Annotated in this window: 15 protein-coding genes; 10 read left to right on the forward strand and 5 right to left on the reverse strand. The window is 66.1% G+C overall.

Annotated elements, in window-relative coordinates:
- Positions 1–78: 78 nt before the first annotated feature.
- From ACZ2IA_RS19890 to ACZ2IA_RS19900, 3 genes are read left to right on the forward strand one after another with little or no spacing between them, the layout of a single operon-like run.
- Positions 79–1,323 carry a TolC family protein gene (locus ACZ2IA_RS19890; RefSeq protein WP_470294332.1) on the forward strand — a complete coding sequence of 415 codons (1,245 nt, stop codon included), beginning with the start codon at positions 79–81 and terminating at the stop codon, positions 1,321–1,323.
- Positions 1,320–2,816 (forward strand): efflux RND transporter periplasmic adaptor subunit, encoded by a 1,497-nt coding sequence (locus tag ACZ2IA_RS19895; RefSeq protein ID WP_470294333.1) that lies wholly within the window; start codon positions 1,320–1,322, stop codon positions 2,814–2,816. Before ACZ2IA_RS19890 ends, ACZ2IA_RS19895 begins: the two co-directional genes overlap by 4 nt.
- Positions 2,813–5,947, forward strand: a complete 3,135-nt coding sequence (locus tag ACZ2IA_RS19900; RefSeq protein WP_470294334.1) for an efflux RND transporter permease subunit — start codon at positions 2,813–2,815, stop codon at positions 5,945–5,947. Before ACZ2IA_RS19895 ends, ACZ2IA_RS19900 begins: the two co-directional genes overlap by 4 nt.
- Before the next feature lie 111 nt (positions 5,948–6,058).
- Here ACZ2IA_RS19900 and ACZ2IA_RS19905 read toward each other — a convergent pair whose 3' ends face one another.
- The 3 genes from ACZ2IA_RS19905 to ACZ2IA_RS19915 all read right to left on the reverse strand — a co-directional run bounded on the left by ACZ2IA_RS19905 (position 6,059) and on the right by ACZ2IA_RS19915 (position 9,533).
- Positions 6,059–7,936, reverse strand: coding sequence for a methyl-accepting chemotaxis protein (locus ACZ2IA_RS19905; protein WP_470294335.1), 1,878 nt, complete (start codon positions 7,934–7,936; stop codon positions 6,059–6,061).
- 328 nt (positions 7,937–8,264) lie between these two features.
- Complete coding sequence (locus ACZ2IA_RS19910) at positions 8,265–8,630, reverse strand: cupredoxin domain-containing protein (RefSeq protein ID WP_470294336.1); 366 nt, start codon at positions 8,628–8,630, stop codon at positions 8,265–8,267.
- A gap of 3 nt (positions 8,631–8,633) precedes the next feature.
- Positions 8,634–9,533 (reverse strand): metallophosphoesterase family protein, encoded by a 900-nt coding sequence (locus tag ACZ2IA_RS19915; protein ID WP_470294337.1) that lies wholly within the window; start codon positions 9,531–9,533, stop codon positions 8,634–8,636.
- A 136-nt stretch (positions 9,534–9,669) separates the two neighbouring features.
- Here ACZ2IA_RS19915 and ACZ2IA_RS19920 point away from each other — a divergent pair, with 136 nt between their 5' ends.
- A complete protein-coding gene (locus tag ACZ2IA_RS19920; protein ID WP_470294338.1) occupies positions 9,670–10,161 on the forward strand; it encodes a sigma-70 family RNA polymerase sigma factor in 492 nt (163 codons plus the stop codon).
- Between the two features lie 2 nt (positions 10,162–10,163).
- Complete coding sequence (locus tag ACZ2IA_RS19925; RefSeq protein WP_470294339.1) at positions 10,164–10,934, forward strand: anti-sigma factor family protein; 771 nt, start codon at positions 10,164–10,166, stop codon at positions 10,932–10,934.
- A gap of 56 nt (positions 10,935–10,990) precedes the next feature.
- Here the strand turns inward: ACZ2IA_RS19925 and ACZ2IA_RS19930 are convergent, their stop codons facing one another.
- Entirely contained in the window at positions 10,991–12,094 is a 1,104-nt protein-coding gene (locus ACZ2IA_RS19930; protein WP_470294340.1) for an LD-carboxypeptidase, read from the reverse strand.
- A gap of 134 nt (positions 12,095–12,228) precedes the next feature.
- Complete coding sequence (locus tag ACZ2IA_RS19935; protein WP_470294341.1) at positions 12,229–13,725, reverse strand: methyl-accepting chemotaxis protein; 1,497 nt, start codon at positions 13,723–13,725, stop codon at positions 12,229–12,231.
- Between the two features lie 478 nt (positions 13,726–14,203).
- Between ACZ2IA_RS19935 and ACZ2IA_RS19940 the strand changes: the two genes are divergently transcribed.
- The 5 genes from ACZ2IA_RS19940 to ACZ2IA_RS19960 all read left to right on the forward strand — a co-directional run bounded on the left by ACZ2IA_RS19940 (position 14,204) and on the right by ACZ2IA_RS19960 (position 19,629).
- Positions 14,204–15,313 carry an aromatic ring-hydroxylating oxygenase subunit alpha gene (locus tag ACZ2IA_RS19940; protein ID WP_470294342.1) on the forward strand — a complete coding sequence of 370 codons (1,110 nt, stop codon included), beginning with the start codon at positions 14,204–14,206 and terminating at the stop codon, positions 15,311–15,313.
- Between the two features lie 72 nt (positions 15,314–15,385).
- A complete protein-coding gene (locus ACZ2IA_RS19945) occupies positions 15,386–15,907 on the forward strand; it encodes a hypothetical protein (RefSeq protein ID WP_470294343.1) in 522 nt (173 codons plus the stop codon).
- Positions 15,904–16,806: a DMT family transporter gene (locus ACZ2IA_RS19950; RefSeq protein WP_470294344.1), complete on the forward strand. Its 903-nt coding sequence runs from the start codon at positions 15,904–15,906 to the stop codon at positions 16,804–16,806. Before ACZ2IA_RS19945 ends, ACZ2IA_RS19950 begins: the two co-directional genes overlap by 4 nt.
- A 99-nt stretch (positions 16,807–16,905) precedes the next feature.
- Positions 16,906–17,262, forward strand: a complete 357-nt coding sequence (locus tag ACZ2IA_RS19955; protein WP_470294345.1) for a SpoIIAA family protein — start codon at positions 16,906–16,908, stop codon at positions 17,260–17,262.
- A gap of 57 nt (positions 17,263–17,319) precedes the next feature.
- Positions 17,320–19,629, forward strand: coding sequence for a Tex family protein (locus ACZ2IA_RS19960; protein ID WP_470294346.1), 2,310 nt, complete (start codon positions 17,320–17,322; stop codon positions 19,627–19,629).
- Positions 19,630–19,906: the final 277 nt, after the last annotated feature.

Below are 19,906 nucleotides of genomic sequence, written 5' to 3' on the forward strand. Positions count from 1 at the left end.
CCCTTAGAAAACGCTGCCCGCCGTACCCCGGCGGCCTGCCCTCGTGCGCACGCACGGGGCCCTCTATGGAGTTAGAACATGACCCCCCATTGCTTACGCCTGCCGGTACTGCTCGTACTGGCCGGGCTGGCCCACCTTGCCCAGGCCGAACCGTTGACGTTCGGCAATGCGCTGGCGTTGGCCGAACGCCAATCGCCGCTGTTGCAGGCCAATGCCGCGTCGATCAACGCGGCCCAACACGAAACCGTGGCCGCCGGCCGCCTGCCCGACCCGAAGCTCGTCTTCGGCGTCGACAACTACCCGGTCTCCGGTCCGAATCGGGGCAGCCTCGAAGGCGACTTCATGACGATGCAGAAGGTCGGCGTCGCGCAGGACATCCCCAATTCGGCCAAACGTCAAGCGCAGACCGAGCTGGCCTCGGCCAACGTGGCCAACGCCGAGGCGCAGCGCCGCGTCGTGCAGCTGAAGGTCCGGCTCGCCACCGCCCAAGCCTGGCTGAACCGCTTCTACCTCGAGCGCAAATTGAGTGTGTACGACCAACTCGCCCGGGAAAACGCCACCCTCGCCGGCGCCATCCGCGCGCAGGTCGCCTCCGGCCGCAGCGCAGCGGTCGACGCCATCCAGCAGAAGCAGGAAGAAGCCCGGCTTGAAGACCGCCGCGACGAGCTGCGCCGCGATATCGCCAAGGCCACCGCCAGCCTGCGCCAATACGTCGGGGCAGCGGCGGACGGTGCCCTCGGTGGAGATGCGCCGGTCATGGCACTCGATAAAGCCGCGCTCCATGAGCGCCTGCACGCCCACCCCGAACTGCAAGCGTTCTCGGCGCAGCAAAGCGTGGCCGAGGCGGACCTGCACGCGGCCGAGGCGGACAAGAAACCGGACTGGGGCATCGCGCTCGACTACGCCAAGCGCGGCGCCCAGTTCGGCAATATGGTGTCGGTCCAGGTCACGGTCGGCCTGCCGCTGTTCGGCGAAACCCGCCAGAACCCGATGATCGTGGCCAAGGCGGAGCAGCTGAACCGCATCGAGGCCGAACGCGAGGCGATGCGCCGCGACCATGTCAACGAGCAGGAGAGCGATCTGGCCGAACGCGAGGCGCTGAGCCGGCAGCTGGAGCGAACCCGGCAACAGGTGCTGCCGTTGGCCGAACAGCGCGTCGCGCTGCAGATGGCCAGCTACCGCGCCGGCAAGGCGTCGCTGGCCTCGGTGCTGTCGGCCCGGCGTGACCGGCTCGACGAGCAACTGAAGGCGATGGACCTGCAGAACCAGGCGGCGGCCGTCACGGCAAGACTCTACTTCGCATACGGGGCGGGCACGCAATGAACAGCAGAAAAGCCAAAATCGCCTTACTCATCGCCGCCGTGGCGGCAGCCAGCGCCGGCATCGGTTACTGGACCGGCCAGAAACGGTCGGCTGCCCCGATGGCCGCGACCGCGCCGGCCGCCGGCGCCCCGCAGAAAGCCGAGGGCAAGGTGCTGTACTGGTACGACCCGATGGTGCCGAACCAGCACTTCGATAAACCTGGCAAGTCGCCGTTCATGGACATGCAACTGGTGCCGAAATACGCCGATGGCGGCGCCGACAGTAGCTCCGTGGCCATCGACCCCAGCGTCACGCAGAACCTGGGGGTCCGGCTGGTCAAGGTGGAGCGTGGCAGCCTCGGTGAGACGGTGTCGGCCGTCGCCACCGTGCAATTCAACGACCGCGATGTCGCGGTGGTGCAGACGCGCGCGGCCGGCTTCGTGCAGCGGGTGTACGCGCGGGCGCCGGGCGATGTGATCGCCCAGGGGGCGCCGCTCGCCGACGTGCTGGTACCGGACTGGGCCGGCGCGCAGGAAGAATTCCTGGCCGTGCTCCGCAGCGGGGATAGCGCGCTGATCGCGGCTTCCCGCCAGCGTCTGCTGCTGCTCGGCATGCCGGAGAGCCTCATCGACCGCGTCGCGCGCTCCGGCAAGACCCGCGCCGTGTTCACGCTGTCCTCGCCGATCGCCGGCGTCATCCAGGAGCTGGGGGTACGGGCCGGCATGACGCTGGCGCAAGGCATGTCGGTGGCGAAGATTAACGGGCTGGCCACCGTCTGGCTGGAGGCGGCGGTGCCTCAGGCGCAAGCCGGCGCCATTCGCGTCGGCCAGACCGCCAAGGCCACGTTGGCGGCCTTCCCAGGGCAGGCTTTCGACGGCAAGGTGATTGCGGTACTGCCGGAAACCGATGCGAACAGCCGCACCTTGCGGGTGCGTATCGAGCTGCCCAATAAGGCGGGCCGCCTAAGACCCGGCATGTTTGCCCAGGTGCAACTGGCGTCCGGCCAGCGCCAGCCGGTGTTGCTGGTGCCGTCCGAAGCGGTCATCCGCACCGGGACGCGCAGCGTCGTCATCACCTCGGCGGGCGACGGCCACTTCAAGCCGGTGGAAGTCCAGTTAGGCCAGGAGAGCGGCGGCAAGACGGCCGTTCTCGCCGGCCTGGCCGAAGGCGAGCAGGTGGTGGCGTCCGGCCAGTTCCTGATCGATTCCGAGGCGTCGCTGCGCGGCGTGCTCAGCCAACTGGCGCCGCCGACGGCGGCCAAGCCGACCGCGCCGGCGGCCGGTGCCTTGCACCAGGGAACCGGCAAGGTCGAAAAGCTCGACGGCCTGGCGATCACCTTGTCGCACGGGCCGATTGCGTCGCTGGGCTGGGGTGCGATGACGATGACGTTCAAGCTGGCGACGCCGGCGCTGGCCAAGGGTCTCAAGCCCGGCGACACGGTGCAGTTCGGCTTTAGCCAGGACGGCGGCGACTTCGTCATCAAGCAGCTGCACAAGGCCGGGGGTGCGAAATGATCGCCCGGCTGATTCGCTGGTCGGTGAACAACCGGCTGCTGGTGTTGCTCGCGACGCTGTTCGTCGTCGCGTGGGGGATTTGGGCGGTCAAGACCACGCCGGTCGACGCCTTGCCCGACCTGTCGGACGTGCAGGTGATCATCCGTACCAGTTACCCGGGACAGGCGCCGCAGATCGTCGAAAACCAGGTCACCTATCCGCTGGCGACCACGATGCTGTCGGTGCCCGGCGCGAAGACGGTGCGCGGCTACTCGTTCTTCGGCGACTCCTTCGTCTACGTGCTGTTCGAGGACGGCACCGACCTGTACTGGGCGCGCTCGCGCGTGCTGGAGTACCTGAACCAGGTGCAGGGACGGCTGCCGGCCGGCGCCAAGACCGCGCTCGGGCCGGACGCCACCGGGGTCGGCTGGATTTACGAGTACGCGCTTATCGACAAGAGCGGCCGGCACGACCTCGCGCAGCTGCGCAGCCTGCAGGACTGGTTCCTGCGCTTCGAGCTGAAGAGCCTGCCGGGCGTCGCCGAGGTGGCGTCGGTCGGCGGCATGGTCAAGCAGTACCAGGTGGTGCTCGACCCGGCGAAGCTCGCCGCCTACCGCATCCCGCAGGACAAGGTGGTCGACGCGATTCAGAAGGCCAACCAGGAGACCGGCGGCTCGGTGCTGGAGTTGGCCGAAACTGAGTATATGGTGCGCGCGTCGGGCTATCTGAAGACGCTGGACGACTTCCGCAACATCCCGCTCAACGTGGCCGGCAGCGGCATCCCGGTCACGCTCGGCAATGTCGCGACCATCCAGGTCGGGCCGGAAATGCGCCGGGGCATCGCCGAGCTGAACGGCCAGGGCGAAACGGCCGGCGGCGTGGTGATACTGCGCTCCGGCAAGAACGCCCGGGAAACCATCGCGGCGGTGAAGGCCAAGTTGGCCGAACTGAAGAAGAGCCTGCCGCCCGGCGTCGAGATCGTGCCGACCTACGACCGCAGCCAGCTGATCGACCGCGCGATCGACAACCTGAAGGACAAGCTGTTCGAGGAGTTCGTCGTGGTGGCGCTGGTGTGCGCGGTGTTCTTGTGGCACCTGCGCTCGGCGCTGGTGGCGATCATCTCGCTGCCGCTCGGCGTGCTGATGGCGTTCATCGTGATGCACTACCAGGGCGTCAACGCCAACATCATGTCGCTCGGCGGCATCGCGATCGCGATCGGCGCGATGGTCGACGCGGCGGTGGTGATGATAGAGAACGCGCACAAGCACATCGAGGCCTGGCAGCACGAGCACCCGGGCGAGACGCTCGGCGGCCACACGCACTGGCGCGTCATCACCGAGGCGGCCGAGGAAGTGGGGTCGGCGCTGTTCTTCAGCCTGCTGGTGATCACGCTGTCGTTCATCCCGGTGTTTACGCTGGAGTCGCAGGAGGGCCGCCTGTTCGGCCCGCTGGCGTTCACCAAGACCTACGCGATGGCGGCGGCGGCCGGCCTGTCGGTGACGCTGATTCCGGTGCTGATGGGCTACTGGATACGCGGACGCATCCCGGACGAGACGCGCAACCCGCTCAACCGGGCGCTGATCCGCGGCTACCGACCGTTGCTGGAGCGGGTGCTGCGCTCGCCGCGCGCGACGCTGGTGCTGGCCGCACTGGCGCTCTTGACGACGATTTGGCCGGCCACACATATCGGTGGCGAGTTCATGCCGCCGCTCGACGAAGGCGACCTCTTGTACATGCCGTCGGCCCTGCCGGGCCTGTCGGCGGCGAAGGCGACGCAGTTGCTGCAGCAGACCGACCGGCTGATCAAGAGCGTGCCGGAAGTCGCCAGCGTGTTCGGCAAGGCGGGCAGGGCCGAGACGGCGACCGACCCGGCACCCTTGGAGATGTTCGAGACGACGATACAGTTCAAGCCGCGCGAGCAATGGCGAGCTGGCATGACGCAGGCGAAGCTGGTCGACGAGCTCGACCGTGTGGTGAAGGTGCCGGGGCTGACCAATATCTGGGTGCCGCCGATACGCAACCGCATCGACATGCTGGCTACCGGCATCAAGAGCCCGATCGGGGTCAAGATCTCCGGCAGTAGCCTGGCCGATATCGACCGGGTCGGTCAGGTGGTGGAGAAAGTCGCGAAGACCGTTCCCGGCGTCGGTTCGGCGCTGTCGGAACGGCTGAGCGGCGGCCGCTACATCGACGTGGACATCGACCGGGCCGCCGCCGCGCGCTATGGGCTGAACATCGCCGATGTCCAGGCCATCGTCTCTTCGGCGATCGGCGGGCAGAATATCGGCGAGACGGTGGAGGGCCTGGCCCGTTACCCGATCAACGTCCGCTATCCGCGCGAAATCCGCGACTCGCTCGAGAACCTGCGCAATCTGCCGATTCTGACGCCGTCGGGCCAGCAACTCACCTTGGGCACGGTGGCGAAGGTCGGCATCAGCGACGGCCCGCCGATGCTGAAGACCGAGAACGCGCGGCTGTCGGGCTGGGTGTACGTGGACGTTCGCGACCGCGACCTCGCGTCGGTGGTCGCTGACTTGCGAGCCGCCGTCGCCCGGCAGGTCAGGGTGGAACCGGGGATGAGCATCGCCTACTCGGGCCAGTTCGAGTACCTGGAGCGCGCGGCACAGAAACTCAAGCTGGTGGTGCCGGCGACCCTGCTGATCATCTTCGTGCTGCTCTACCTGACGTTCGAGCGGCTGGACGAGGCGGCGCTGATCATGGCCACCTTGCCGTTCGCGTTGGTCGGCGGCATCTGGTTCCTGTACCTCTCCGGCTACAACCTGTCGGTCGCGGCCGGTGTCGGCTTCATCGCGCTGGCCGGGGTCTCGGCCGAATTCGGCGTGGTGATGCTGCTGTACCTGAAGCAGGCGGCGGCCGACCGGGTGGATACATTCGGCCAACTGGACGCCGCCAGTCTGGACGACGCGATTCGCGAAGGGGCGGTGCAGCGGGTACGGCCGAAGGCGATGACCGTCGCGGTGATTCTGGCCGGTCTGGTGCCGATTCTGTTCGGCTCCGGCACCGGCTCGGAAGTGATGAGCCGGATCGCCGCGCCGATGGTCGGCGGGATGATCACCGCGCCGTTGCTGTCGCTGTTCGTCATCCCCGCGGCGTATCGGCTGATGCGCCGCCGTTGGCCGAACGCCGCCTGACTTCCCGTCAATGAATAAGGCCCTCGCCGACGAAATCGGCGAGGGCCTTTTGATTTAGAGTCGCTAACAAGACCCAGCGAAACAACGCCGGGAGGGGGTTGTTAGCAGCTCTTACAGCTTGAAGCGCCCGACCAGCCCTTGCAGGCTGGCGGCCAGTTCCCCTTGGGTGCGGATCGTCTGGCTCGCGCCCTGGATCGCGTCGTCGGTCTGCTGCGCCATCACATTGATGCGCTCGGCGCTTTGCGCCATCGCCGCGGTGGCGGTCTTCTGCTCGGCGGTCGAGTCGGCGATGTCGCCCATCCTCGACACCATGTCGGCGGTCAGCGTGCGGATGGTGCCGATCTGCCCGGACGCGTCCTGCGCCAGGCTGACACCGGTGGCCACCGTCTTGAAGGTGGTGTCCATCCGCGTCAGCGCCGCCTGGGTGTCCTGGTTGATCGAGCCGATCATCTCGCCGATCTCGACGGTGGCCTGGGTGGTGCGCTCGGCGAGCTTCCTCACCTCGTCGGCGACCACGGCGAAGCCGCGGCCCTGTTCGCCGGCGCGCGCCGCCTCGATCGCCGCGTTCAGCGCCAACAGATTGGTCTGATCGGCGATGTCCTTGATCACGTTGACGATGCTGCCGATCCGCTCGGAGCGCGAGCCGAGATTGCCCATCACGGCCGACAGCTCGCGGCATTCTGCGGCGATCGCGCCGATCTCGCGTGCCACCCGTTCCACCGCCTCGGCCGAGTCCTTCGAACGGGTATCGATGCGGCTGACCAGCTCGCCGGTGTCGCCGACATGGTCGGCGATGTGCGCGATGCTGACGGTGATCTCTTCGATGGTGGCGGCGGTGTTGCCCAGCTCCTCCGACTGCACCTTCGAGTCGCCGGAGATCCGCCGGGTGGCGTCGATCAGCCGCGCCGAATCGTTCGCCAGGCTGTCGGCCTGCTCGCGCACGGTGATGAACATCTCGCGCAAGCGGCCGACGAACTGGTTGAACGCCGCGGCGATGCGGCCGACCTCGTCGTCGCCGTGCACCGGCAGACGGTGGGTCAGGTCGGCATCGCCGCTGGAGATCGCGCGCATCGCACTTTCCACCTGCTGCAGCCCGGCGAGCAGGCGGCCGACGCCGATCCACGCCAGCGCCAACAGTGCGGCCAGCAGCACCACGCCCGACACGATCAGCGACCACAGCAGCGCGGACAAGGGCGCCAGCGCCTCGCCGCGGTCGATCACCACGCCCAGGTACCAGTCGGTGCCCGGCACCGGGGTCATCTTCAGGAACTGGCCGCTGCCGTTCAGCTCGATGTCGACCAGCTCACCGCTGCTCTTCTCGGTCATCGTCGCCACGTCGACTATCGCCGGGATGTAGTCCTTGATCGGCTTGAACAGCGCCTCTGGCTTCGGGTAGCCGATCAGGCCACCGTCGCGCTGCACCAGGAAGCTGAAACCGGAGACAGGCAGTTTCAGCGTCAGCACCGACTTCACGATGTTGGCGAGGCCGACGTCGCCGCCGATCACCGCCTGGGTCTTGCCGTCCTGCTTGACCGGCGCGGCGAAGGTTACCACCAGCGTGTGGGTGCTCTTGCCCAGATACGGCGCCGAGACGATCACCTGGCCGGCGGCGTCGGCCTGCTGGTACCAGGGGCGGCTGGTCGGGTCGAAGCCGGGCGGGGCGACGCGGTCGGTCGAGTAGACGATGCGCTTGTCGGCGAAGCCGGCGTAGAACAGGTCGAAGCCGCCGGCGGTGGCCGCCTGCGCCAGGTGTTCCTTCAGCGTCGGTTGGGCGGAGTACGGGGTGACGGTGGTGACGAGCTGCTTGTGCGCGTCGCTCCAGTCGCTGATCGCCTTGGCGTAGCCGCCGAGCGTCATGGAGAGTTCGCGGTTGAGCGCGCTGTGCACCACATTGCTCATGCGGTAGTAGGAAATCGCGCTGATGGTGGCGCCGCACAGCGCGACCACCGCGACGATGAACAAGATGAAGCGCATTCGTAACGACGACATGCTGAATCCTTGGGCGAGTTTTGTGTGTCCCGCCTTGTGATGTCGGCGGGTTCGGTCTGATCAATCGGTGGGTGACGGGCCTGCGCTGCCCGCGCATGACGACGCTCGCGGTGGCTTCCTTCTTTGTTGGATATGGTGAGCTTTTCATACTGGTCATACCGGTTGACGCCTATTATTTGCATCGACAGCATAAAATGCAAATCGGGTTTGTATCTTCAAGCGTTTACGTAAAATTGCCGGTGGCCGACGACAAAAAAAGGACACCCGTCGGTGTCCTGACATGAGCCCGAACGAGCGGGTAGCGCCGCCCTCGGCCCAGAAGCTGTTCTCAGCCGGCGACTACTTTGATCACCCCGGTCATGTTCTCGTGGCCGCTGCCGCAGAAAACGTCGCAGACAAACGGCAGCTCGCCGACCGCTTGCGGCGGCAGACGCAGCCGTGCCGGTCGGCCCGGTATCAGGTCGGCGCGCAGCTTCAGATCGGGCAGGCCAATTCCCATCACCACGTCGCTGACCAAGACCTCCAGCACCACCGCCTCGCCGGCGGCGATCGTGATGGTCGACGGCGTCCATTCAAAGCGCCGGCCGGCGATGTGGATCACCCGCTCGCTGCCGGCGGCCATCAACAGCGGGGCCGTGGCGGCGAGTGCCGCGGTGCCGCCCAGGTAAACGAGAAACTGGCGTCGGTTGATCATCGCTCATCCTTTCCATACCGGTAGTTCGGCCAAGGTATAGCCGGCGCTGGCCTGTTCGGTGCGGACCCGGCGATAGCCCAGGCCGCGGTACGGTGCGCTGGCATCCCACGGCACCGGCGTGCGCTTGGGCTGCGAACCGGGGGCGGGCAGCGCGAACATCAGCGAGTGCGCGGCGTGATGAGCGATATGGCCGGTCATGAAATGGTGTTCCTGGTGGATGTGGCCGTAGAACACCGTGACATTGCGGTACGGCATCAACAGCGCGATCGCCTGGTCGCCGTCGCGGGTCGCCCAGTCCCAGCGCGGGTACAGGTCGAACAGTGGGCGGTGGGTGAAAACCACGATGCGGCTGTCGGGCGACTGCGTGGCGAGATCGTTCTTCAGCCACTGCAACTGCGCGTCGCCGATCGCGGCGGTTGGGTCGCTGACATTGTCGAGCACGATGAAGTGCACGCCCTTGTGGTCGAAGCTGTAGTGGGTGACGCCGAAGAACTCGCTGTACGCGGCGCCGCGGTCGAGCGCTGCGTCGTGTTCGCCCGGCATATAGTGCACCACCGGCACCGTCAGGCCGGCGGCGATGCGGCGAAACTCGCCGAGCCGGCGGCGCCGCTCGGCCGGGTCGTCGGTGGTGTGCGTCAGGTCGCCGGTAAACATCACGAAGTCCGGCGGCATCGACAGCGAGTTCACCGCCGCCACCGCCTTGGGCAGGGTGCCGGTGGCGTCAGGGTTGATCTCGGGGCCGCTGAAGCCCCAGTGCGTGTCGGAGAGCTGGACGAAGTAGAAGTCCTGCTGCGCCTGGCCCGCGGCGCTGCTGCGTCCCATCCCGGTACAGCCGCTCACCAGCACCACCGAACCCAGCCCGGCCAGTTTGAAAAACTCTCGCCGGTCGATTGCCTTTCTCATCGCCATCTCCTTTGCTGTTTATGAGGGTTACGTCTGTGGTAACCCCTCGCTGCGCCGATTTATTCCGCGCCTGTGGGAATAAATGACGAGCTGTCTCGGTTTCAACAGCAGGGAGAGAGCTTTGCTTCAAAACCGGATGAGCCGATTCGAGCAGCTGGTGATGCCGCACCTCAAGGTGGCCTGGCATCTGGCGCGCTGGCTCGCGCGCAACGACAGCGACGCCGAGGACGTGGTGCAGGAAGCCTTCCTGCGGGCGTTCCGTTACTTCGACGGTTTTCACGGCGGCAACGCGCGTGCCTGGCTGCTCACCATCGTGCGCAATGCGTATTACGACAGCCTGCCCAGCGGGCTGCCCACCGAGCAGCTCGACGAGGAGCTCGGCCCGGCCGACTGGTCGAACAACCCGGAACAGCTGGCAGAGCGCCGCGACGACTGCCTGCAGGTGAACACCGCGCTGCGCCGGCTGCCCGCCGTCTATCGCGAGGTGCTGGTGCTGCGGGAAATCGCCGACTGTTCGTACCGCGACATTGCCGACATTACCGGCGCGCCCGCAGGCACCGTGATGTCGCGCCTGTCGCGTGCCCGCGCGTTGCTGGTGCACTATCTGGCCGAGGGCAAGGAGGAATAGCCATGGATTGCCAATATGTTCGAGAGCGCTTGTCGGGTTACCTCGACCGGCAGCTCGACCCGGCCGAAGAGATGGCGATCGAACAGCATCTGACTGGCTGTGCCGCCTGCCATCGTGTACTGGAACAGCAAAGAGTCGCCCAGCAACGGGTACGCGAGTTGGCGGCGCAAAACCCGGTGCCGGCCGGCCTGGCCGCCAGGATCAGGGCGAGCCTGCCGCACGAGTCCACCGCCGCGCCGCGCCAGCCCGCTTGGTGGCAACGCCCGTGGCTGGGCCTGTCCGCCGCCTCGCTCGGCGGGGCGCTGGCCGGTGCCGCACTGACGCTGACGATACTGCCGCCGGTGGCCAACCCCTTGCCGGACGAGGTGCTGGCCGGACATATGCGCTCGTTGATGCCGGGGCATCTGGCCGACGTCGCCAGCACCGACCAGCACACCGTCAAGCCGTGGTTTGCAGGCCGGCTGGACTTCTCGCCGCCGGTCTATGACCTGGCGGCGGCGGGCTATCCGCTGATCGGCGGGCGGCTCGACTATCTGCAGCACCGCCGCGTGGCCGCGCTGGTTTATCGTTATAAATTGCACTTGATCAACGTCTACGTCTGGCCCGGCGACCGGGCGGCCGTGCAGCGGACGACGCTGCTGAACCGGCAGGGTTACCAGCTGGTGGCGTGGAACCAGGAGGGGATGAACTTCTGGGCGGTGTCGGACCTGAACGGCACCGATCTGTCGCGTTTTGCCAGCCTGCTGCAGGGGCAGCAAGGCGGGGCGAAGTAGCCGGATGCGAAACAGCCGCCTTTGGCGGCTGTTTTATTGGGGCCTTTTCGGCCGACTTACAGCGTGGCGCTATTCATGCGCAGCTGTTCGAATTGCAGCCCGTCGGCCGGCAGCGTCGGGTAGTTGCCGAAGCGGAGCGTATAGCCCTGCACGTCGCTTTCCAATTGCGCCATCACGCCCAGAGGCAGCGTGGTCTTGTCATGGATATGGCCGAACGGCACGCCCTCCAACACCGGTACGCCGGTCTCCTGTTCGATCTGCCGCGCCACGGTGCCAAGCGTGTAGCCCGGGTCGTAGTAGTCGACCAGTTTGTCGGTCTTGAAGTCGCCGAGCACGATCGCCTTCTGCTGCTGCAGTACACCGGCAAGGAACAGCTGCTGCAGCATCCGCTCGATCCGGTACGGCTGCTCGCCGGTGTCCTCGAGGAACAGGATGCCGCCCTTGACGTTGGGCAGGTACGGCGTGCCGGCCAAGGCGGCGACGACCGACAGGTTGCCGCCCCAGAACACCCCCTCGGTCTTTACGGTCGGCGAGAACGGCCGGTTGACGCTCAGCTGCCAGCCAGGCGTCGTGGTGACGCGGCGGAACTGCTCGAGCGTGTAGCTGCTTGGGTTGGCCGAACCGAAGTCGCTGTACGCCATCGGCCCGGCAAAGCTCGGCACGCCTCCCTTGGCGAGCAGCGCCAGCTGCAGCGCGGTGATGTCGCTGTAGCCGACCAGCAGGCTGCCGGATTCCTTCAGTAGCGGACACACCCGTGCGTAGTCGATGCGCGGGAGCAGGCGCATCACGCCGTAGCCGCCGCGTGCGGCGAGGATCAGCTTCGGTGCCGGCGTGCTGTCGGCCAGGCCGTTGAGGTCGGCGAGCCGTTCGGCGTCCGTCCCGGCAAAGCGCTGGAAGCGCCGCGACAGGCATTCGCTATTGCTTACGTCAAAGCCGGCGCGGTTCAGTCGATCGAGTGCGCGGGCGCATTGCGCGGCGTCGGCGAGCGCGCCGGACGGTGCGATCAGGCGCAGGTTCGTGCCGTTCGGCGGCGGGGTGGTGGGGCTGGTCGGCAGAGTCGTGGTCACGGTGGTGCTGCACCCTTGCAGGATCCCCAGCCCGGCCAGCGCGGCGCCGTAGCGCAGAACGTCGCGGCGGGAGGTGGGGGTGAGTGTGGACATTGTTTATGTGTGGGTCTGATGACGAATCAGGCTCGGACCCGGCGGCCCGGTGCTTCGTTCCATCATAACAGCCGCGCCGCGGCAACGAAAAAGGGCGCCCATGACAGCGCCCTTTGTGGCTGAGCCTGGTCGAATCAGGCCGGCTGGCCGCTGCCCTGCTGTTGACGGAAGCGGTGCGCCGACTCGCCCAGCTCGGCCATCAGCGTGTCGAGCCGGCGGGTGGCGTCGGCGATGGTGTCGGTCTCGCCGGACAGTTCGCGGGTCGATTCGCCGACCGAATTGATGTCGTTGGCGAAGCGGGCGAAGCCCTGGTTCTGCGTCGCCTCGGCCTGCGACACCTCGGTCAGCAGCCGTGCCAGCTCGTGCGTGCCGGCGATGATGCCGCTGAGGCGTTCTTGCGCGGCCACGGTGTGCTCGCGGCCGGCGCGCATCTGCGCGTTGCCGTCGCGCATCGCCACCAGCGCCTGGTTGGTACCGTCGACGATCAGCTGGATCTTGCTCTCGATGTCGAGCGTGGCGTTCTGCGTGCGTTCGGCCAACTTGCGCACCTCGTCGGCGACCACCGCGAAGCCGCGACCTTGCTCGCCGGCGCGCGCCGCCTCGATCGCCGCGTTCAGCGCCAACAGATTGGTCTGGTCGGCGATATCGCGGATCAGCTGGACGATGCTGTTGACCTCGGCGCTGCGCTGGCCGAGTTGCTCCAGCCGCTCGGCGGCGGTGCCGATCACGGTGCGCGCCTGGCTGAGCTGCGTCACCGCCGCGTTCATCGCTTCGCCGCCGGCGCTGGCCGCGTCACCGGCCTGACGCGCCATGTCGGTGGCGACGTGCGACTGCTCGGCGTTCTGGTGGGTGAGCACCGCCATCTGCTGGGTGGCGGCGACCATCGCCTCGGCGCGGCGGCGCTGGCCGCTCATCGTGTCGGCCATCTGGGTGGTGCTGCTGGCGATCTCGCGGCTAGCGCTCGACGCCTGCCGCAGCGAGTGGGTGACCTGCTCCATCATCTGCCGCATTGCCAGCGAGGCGCGTTCGGCCTCGGTACGCGCCGCGTCGAGCTTGGCGAAGCCCTGGGCCTTGGCGCGCTCGAAGGCGAGCGCCAGCGTCAGCACCACCAGCGACAGGCCGATCAGCGACTTGGCCTGTAGGGTCGGCAGTTCGCTGTGAGGAATCGGTGTCGGCGGCAGCCAGCCTGAATCGCCGGACAAGACGAAGATCACGCCGATCGCGACGAAGGTCAGCACCGACCAGACCAGCCCCGACTTGCGTCCGCCGATGAAGATCGCCGCGGACGGAATCGATGCAAACCAGCAGGCGCTGGTGGAGAGGATGCCGCCGTTCACGTACACCATCCAACAGACCATCGCGTACATGCAACCGGTGACGAATTCGGCGGTGAAGCGCACCGTGCCGGTCAGCTTCAAGAGCAGCGCGCCGCACAACAGCCCGGCGCCGCCCAGCGTGATGCCGTAGCCCATCGCCGGATGATTTAGCTTGAAGTATTCCAGCGCGAACAGCGGGGCGATGATGCCCGCGATTAGCGCCACGCTGACTACGGTGCGGGCGCGGAGCACCGCGTCATTGTCCTGTCGGACCTGTTCGGGAATGAACCACTCAGCCAGTTTCGCAAGCGACATGGCGGGCTTCCTTTGTAGTGTGCGTGGGAGGGGCTGTTTTTCTGATTAATATGCCGAAGCCATCGGAATGTAAAACAAGTGTTTGATTTAGGCAATTACTCGATTTTGTGCAGTGGCGAAGTGGCCAATCGGGCTGTCGCACCGGCGCCGCAAGGTTGGCCGAAGCGGGCCGGACGGAGCCGGGGAATCGGCCGGGCCAGACACGGCAATGGCCTGTTTTGTAATGAAAATGGCGGGTCGTTTTGCCATGAGAGCATTGCAAATGTCAGCTTTTGGCCACGCCCGATTCTGGCGGGGTAAAAATCGCTTGCCCCCCCGGGGGATTCGGGTAGAATCCTCCCCCCTGTGTCGGTGTGGCAACACCTTAGATTCGCCTGCAGTGCCAGGCGCCTGCTGCTCCGGCCTGTTTGGTTTCCGTAACTCGTTAAGAGCGAGATTCGGCTGGTCTTATCCCTTCTGCCATGGAGGTGTGGGAATAATGTCTGATCTGGCTTCCGCGCAACGGCTCACAGCATCATCAGCCCAGTTGCCGGTTCATACCTATTTCGATCCCGATTTCTATCAACTCGAGCAGCAACTGCTGTTCGGGGACGCCCCGCGCTATTTCGGCCACACACTGATGGTGCCGAACGAGGGCGACTACCAGACGCTGGCCTGGCTCGGCCACGGCAAAATGCTTAAGCAGGTCGGCGGCGAGGTGAAGCTGCTGTCCAACGTCTGCCGTCACCGTCAGGCGCTGATCTACCAGGGCCGCGGCAACGGCAATCACATCGTCTGCAACCTGCACGGCTGGACCTACGACAATCAGGGCCAGCTGATCGGCGCGCCGCACTTCCCCGAGACGCCGTGCCTGAACCTGCAGCAGACCCGGCTCACCCACTGGAACGGCCTGCTGTTCGACGCCGAGCGCGACGTGGCCGGCGATCTCGCCCGCCTCGGCGTCGCCCGGCAGTTGAGTTTCGACGGCTTCGCCTTCCACAGCGCGCACACCAGCGACTACGACTTCAACTGGAAGACCTTCATCGAGGTGTACGCGGAGGACTACCACGTCGACCCGTTCCATCCGGGCCTGGGCAATTTCGTTGACTGCGGCGACCTGAAGTGGGAGTGGGGCGAGCAGTACCACGTGCAGACCGTCGGCGTGAAAAACCGCTTGGCGCGCAGTGGCTCAAGCATCTACGGCACCTGGCAAGAGCAGGTGAAGGACCAGTACCGCGAGCAGCAGCCGGAGTTCGGCGCGATCTGGATGGTGTACTACCCGAACATCATGATCGAGTGGTACCCGCACGTACTGGTGGTGAGCGTGGTGATTCCGCACGGGCCGGAAAAGTGCACGGTGATCACCGAGTTCTACTACCCGGAGGAGATCGTCTGGTTCGAGCCGGACTTCATCGCCGCCGAGCAGGCCGCCTACTTCGAAACGGCCAAGGAAGACGACGAAATCTGCCTGCGCATGAACGAGGGCCGCAAGGCGCTGTGGCAGGTCGGGCAGTCCGAAGTCGGCCCGTACCAGTCGCCGATGGAAGACGGCATGCAGCACTTTCACGAGTTCTACCGCAGGAAGCTCGGCGCGGCGCTGGCTGGCTAATTCCATGCCGTCAGGGCACAATGACCAGGCGCGGCTGGTTCGCGCCTTTTTCTTTCTCTGTCGTTCCCCTTCATGTCGATCCTGCGTCGTCTCGTTTTGCTGTCGCTACTGACGGCGAGCCCGGTCTGGGCCGCGAGTTACACCGACCCCCGCCTGCCTGTCCGCATCAACGTGCCCGCCGGCTGGAAAGTCCGCCCGCGGCTGGTCGAGGGCGAGCGGCGCATCAAGGTGGTGCCGCCCAAGGCCGACGAGCGCGAACGCGCCGCGATCGAGGTGGTGATCAGCCAGCGCCGCCTTGAGCCGGGCGAAACGCTGGAGCGCACCGCCAGGCGGTTGCGTCGCGCCGATGATGACCGCGAGGCGGCGACGATGATCCGGCTCAACGCCAAGGCCGGCCGGCTCGAGGCCGATTACCGCGAAGGCCACTTCGTCACTGCCGAGCTGTGGATCCTGCAGCGGGTGCTGCTGGTGCAGCAGCGGGTCGACAAGCGCCACCTGATCGAGGCGCGCTGCGCCGCCAACGCGTCCGAGTACAAGACCTACCGCCACGCGCTCGAGTCGATCTGCCAGTCGCTCACGGTGGTGAAGCGATGAGCTCGGCCAGTCGTCAGCAAGCCTTGCCGAAGGCGCAGCTGCTGTGGGAGCGTCTGTGTAGCGGCCGGCTCGGGGCCGGATGGATGGTGGTGGCGTCGTTGTTCTTCGCGCTGATGAGCGTTTGCGTCAAGCTCGGCGCCGCCAGTTTCGGCTCGGTCGAGCTGCTGTTTTACCGTACGCTGTTCGGTGCCCTGTGTCTCGGCGTGATGATGCGGCTGCGCGGCGACGCGCTCGCCACGCCCTTGTGGCGTGGCCATCTCAAGCGCAGCGTGATCGGTTATGGCTCGATGTACCTGTTGTTCTACGCGCTCACCCATCTGCCGCTGGCCACTGCGGTGACGCTCAACTACACCTCTTCCATGTTCTTCGCGCTGGTCTGTCTGGTACGGCTGCGCGAGCCGCTGACCCGGCCGACGCTGACCGCGCTGACGCTGGGTTTTGCCGGCATCGTGCTCTTGCTTCGACCAACCATCAGCGGCGATGCCTGGTTCGCCGCGCTGATGGGGCTCGGCTCGGGCGCCTGCGCCGGCCTGGCGCTGTTCCAGGTGCGCGAACTCGGTCAGATGGGCGAGGCGCCGTCGCGGGTGGTGTTCTGGTTCTTTGCCGTCTCCTCGGCGATCGGCCTGGTGCTGGTCAAGCTCGGCGCCGGCTTCAGCCCGGTGACCGCGACCAATATCTGGCCGCTGCTCGGCGTGGGGCTCACCGGCATGCTCGGCCAGCTGGCGATGACGCGCGCCTTCAAGGAAGGGCGCAAATTCCTGGTGGCGAGCTTCGCCTACCTGACGGTGGTGCTGACGACGCTGTTCGGCGTGCTGCTGTGGGGCGACGTGCTGACGCTCGGCGGTGTACTCGCCATTCTGTTGATTATTAGCAGCGGTCTGATCGCCGCGCGGCGCTAGCGTTTGTCGGCTTGATCGTGGTCAGCGGAATCGTCGCCAGCCGGCGCTAGAATGGAAGCATGATCGTTTTCACCGACCACACAACAGGGGAGCATTGCCATGATTTCCATCCGCGAGCAGGACTACGGTCTCGACGTTGCGCTGTTCAATGAATTCACCCTGGCGGACTTCAAGCTGTTCGAGCAGGCGCTGACCAAGCGCGCCAACGAGATCGGCAAGCCCGACATCCTGCTCGACCTGTCGGAGCTGAAAGACTTCACCCTCGACATGGCGATGGAGGAACTCAAGTTCGTGCGCGCCCACGAGGACAACTTCGGTCGGATCGCGATCGTGGTCAGCGACGTGTGGATCCGCCTCGCCACCCGCATTTCCGACCTGATGACGCACACCACCCAAGCGCATTTCGACACGGTGGAAGAAGCGCAGGCCTGGCTCGCCAAACCCGAGGTCGCTTGATTTTCGGCGTCAGCCCGTTACAGTAACGGCTCTTTTGCAAAAAGAAGTGTAGAGCCGATGTTGCCAAGCATTGCCAGCCGCCTCGCGGCGGAACTCAAGGTCCGCGAGGCGCAAGTCGCCGCCGCGGTGGGACTGATCGACGACGGCGCCACCGTGCCGTTCATCGCGCGCTACCGCAAGGAAGTCACCGGCGGTCTCGACGACACCCAGCTGCGTACCCTCGACGAGCGCCTGCGCTACCTGCGCGAACTCGACGACCGGCGCGACGCCATCCTCAAGAGTATTGCCGAACAGGGCAAGCTCAGCCCCGAACTGGAAGCGTCACTGTACGGCGCCGACAACAAGACCACCCTCGAAGACCTGTACCTGCCGTACAAGCCGAAGCGCCGTACCCGCGCCCAGATCGCCCGCGAAGCCGGGTTGGAGCCGCTGGCCGACGCTCTACTGGCCGACCCGACGCAAACGCCGGAAACGTTGGCCGAACAGTACCTGAACGCCGAAGCGGGCATCGCCGACGCCAAGGCGGCGCTCGACGGTGCGCGGGCGATCCTGATCGAACGCTTCGCCGAGGACGCCGAGTTGCTCGGTTCCTTGCGCGAAAAGCTCTGGAACGAGGGCGAACTCGCCGGTGTCGTGATCGACGGCAAGCAGGCCGAGGGTGCCAAGTTCTCCGACTACTTCGACCATCGCGAAGCGATCAAGGCCACCCCGTCGCACCGTGCGTTGGCGCTGTTGCGCGGTCGCAACGAAGGCGTACTGACGCTCAGCCTCAAATACCAGCCGGACGACACGCCGATCACCGAGCGCTCTTCATATGAGCTGCTGATCGCCGAGCGCTTCGACGTGCGCGATGCCGGTCGCCCGGCCGACAAGTGGCTGCTCGATTCGGTGCGGCTGTGCTGGCGCGCCAAGATCTTCCTCTCGCTTGAACTCGAGCTGGTGTCGCGGCTGAAAGACGCCGCTGACGCCGAGGCGATCAAGGTGTTTTCGGCCAACCTGCACGACCTGCTGTTGGCCGCGCCGGCCGGCCCGCGCGCGACGCTGGGCCTCGACCCGGGGCTGCGCACCGGCACCAAACTCGCCATCGTCGACAACACCGGCAAGCTGCTCGAGACCGCGACCATCTACCCGCACGCCCCGCGCAACGACTGGGACCGCTCGATCGTCATCCTGGCCGCGCTGTGCGCCAAACATAAGGTCGAGCTGATCGCGATCGGCAACGGCACCGCCAGCCGCGAAACCGACAAGCTCGCCCAGGAACTGATCAAGAAGTATCCGGAGCTGGCGCTGACCAAGATCGTCGTGTCCGAAGCCGGCGCGTCGGTGTACTCGGCGTCGGAATTGGCCGCCAGGGAATTCCCGGAGCTCGACGTCAGCCTGCGCGGCGCGGTGTCGATCGCCCGCCGCCTGCAGGACCCGTTGGCCGAGCTGGTCAAGATCGATCCGAAATCGATCGGCGTCGGCCAGTACCAGCACGACGTCAACCAGAGCTCACTGGCGCGCGCGCTCGACGCGGTGGTCGAGGATTGCGTGAACGCGGTCGGTGTCGACGTGAACACCGCCTCGGCGCCGCTGTTGACCCGCATTTCCGGCCTCAACAGCACGCTCGCCGCCAATATCGTCGCCTACCGCGACCAGAACGGCGCGTTCCGTCGTCGCCAGGACCTCTTGAAAGTCTCCCGTCTCGGTGACAAGACCTTCGAGCAGGCCGCCGGCTTCCTGCGCATCATGAACGGCGACAACCCGCTCGACGCCTCATCGGTACACCCGGAAGCGTATCCGGTGGTCGAGAGCATCGTGTCTCGTTGCGGTCGCGCAGTGAAATCGCTGATCGGCGACTCGTCCTTCCTCAAGACGATCAGGCCGGCCGACTACACCGACGAGCGCTTCGGCCTGCCGACGGTGATGGACATCCTGAAGGAACTCGACAAGCCCGGTCGCGACCCGCGTCCGGAGTTCACCACCGCCACCTTCCAGGACGGCGTCGAGGACCTCAAGGATCTGCTGCCAGGCATGGTGCTCGAAGGCGTGGTCACCAACGTGGCCAACTTCGGTGCTTTCGTCGACATCGGCGTGCACCAGGATGGCCTGGTGCATATCTCGGCGCTGTCGACTACTTATGTCGACGACCCGCGCAAGGTGGTCAAGGCCGGTCAGGTGGTCAAGGTCAAGGTGGTCGAGGTCGACATTCCGCGTAAACGAATCGCGCTGACAATGCGTCTCAACGACGAAACCGGTGCCAGCGCGCGACGTGCGCCGACGGGCAACGGTAGCGGCAAGCCGCAGGGCGGCGGACGTGGCCGCCAGGACGCGCCGGCAGGCAACTCGGCGATGGCCGACGCCTTCGCCAAGCTGCTCAAGCGCTGAGCGAGCGGCAGTTAGTAAAAAAGGTTGGCTTCGGCCAACCTTTTTTGCATTTTCGACCCTGGTTCGGCCAACCACTAGGTTGGCCGAACCAGGGTTGGGCGGTGCTTCGCGAGCAAATAACCAGAAGGGTTCTAGACGAATCAATGGCTTAGCATTTTCTTCGATTTTCTTCGTCGTCAGGTGTTGACGAGGTGGGGGTGGGGGGGTATAGTTCGCCTCCTCTGCTGCTGACACAGCGAAACGAAGCGGTCAGCCAGCAACTGCTCTTTAACAGAAC

The organism is Crenobacter sp. CS_VA4 (assembly GCF_055597485.1).

Excerpts from the sequence above, each read along its gene's own strand:
- ACZ2IA_RS19935 (WP_470294341.1), bottom strand. The coding sequence starts at position 13,725 with ATGTCGCTTGCGAAACTGGCTGAGTGGTTCATTCCCGAACAGGTCCGA.
- ACZ2IA_RS19915 (WP_470294337.1), bottom strand. The coding sequence starts at position 9,533 with ATGAGAAAGGCAATCGACCGGCGAGAGTTTTTCAAACTGGCCGGGCTG.
- ACZ2IA_RS19905 (WP_470294335.1), bottom strand. The coding sequence starts at position 7,936 with ATGTCGTCGTTACGAATGCGCTTCATCTTGTTCATCGTCGCGGTGGTC.
- ACZ2IA_RS19940 (WP_470294342.1), top strand. The coding sequence starts at position 14,204 with ATGTCTGATCTGGCTTCCGCGCAACGGCTCACAGCATCATCAGCCCAG.
- ACZ2IA_RS19910 (WP_470294336.1), bottom strand. The coding sequence starts at position 8,630 with ATGATCAACCGACGCCAGTTTCTCGTTTACCTGGGCGGCACCGCGGCA.
- ACZ2IA_RS19895 (WP_470294333.1), top strand. The coding sequence starts at position 1,320 with ATGAACAGCAGAAAAGCCAAAATCGCCTTACTCATCGCCGCCGTGGCG.
- ACZ2IA_RS19925 (WP_470294339.1), top strand. The coding sequence starts at position 10,164 with ATGGATTGCCAATATGTTCGAGAGCGCTTGTCGGGTTACCTCGACCGG.
- ACZ2IA_RS19890 (WP_470294332.1), top strand. The coding sequence starts at position 79 with ATGACCCCCCATTGCTTACGCCTGCCGGTACTGCTCGTACTGGCCGGG.
- ACZ2IA_RS19950 (WP_470294344.1), top strand. The coding sequence starts at position 15,904 with ATGAGCTCGGCCAGTCGTCAGCAAGCCTTGCCGAAGGCGCAGCTGCTG.
- ACZ2IA_RS19900 (WP_470294334.1), top strand. The coding sequence starts at position 2,813 with ATGATCGCCCGGCTGATTCGCTGGTCGGTGAACAACCGGCTGCTGGTG.
- ACZ2IA_RS19945 (WP_470294343.1), top strand. The coding sequence starts at position 15,386 with ATGTCGATCCTGCGTCGTCTCGTTTTGCTGTCGCTACTGACGGCGAGC.
- ACZ2IA_RS19955 (WP_470294345.1), top strand. The coding sequence starts at position 16,906 with ATGATTTCCATCCGCGAGCAGGACTACGGTCTCGACGTTGCGCTGTTC.
- ACZ2IA_RS19920 (WP_470294338.1), top strand. The coding sequence starts at position 9,670 with ATGAGCCGATTCGAGCAGCTGGTGATGCCGCACCTCAAGGTGGCCTGG.
- ACZ2IA_RS19930 (WP_470294340.1), bottom strand. The coding sequence starts at position 12,094 with ATGTCCACACTCACCCCCACCTCCCGCCGCGACGTTCTGCGCTACGGC.
- ACZ2IA_RS19960 (WP_470294346.1), top strand. The coding sequence starts at position 17,320 with ATGTTGCCAAGCATTGCCAGCCGCCTCGCGGCGGAACTCAAGGTCCGC.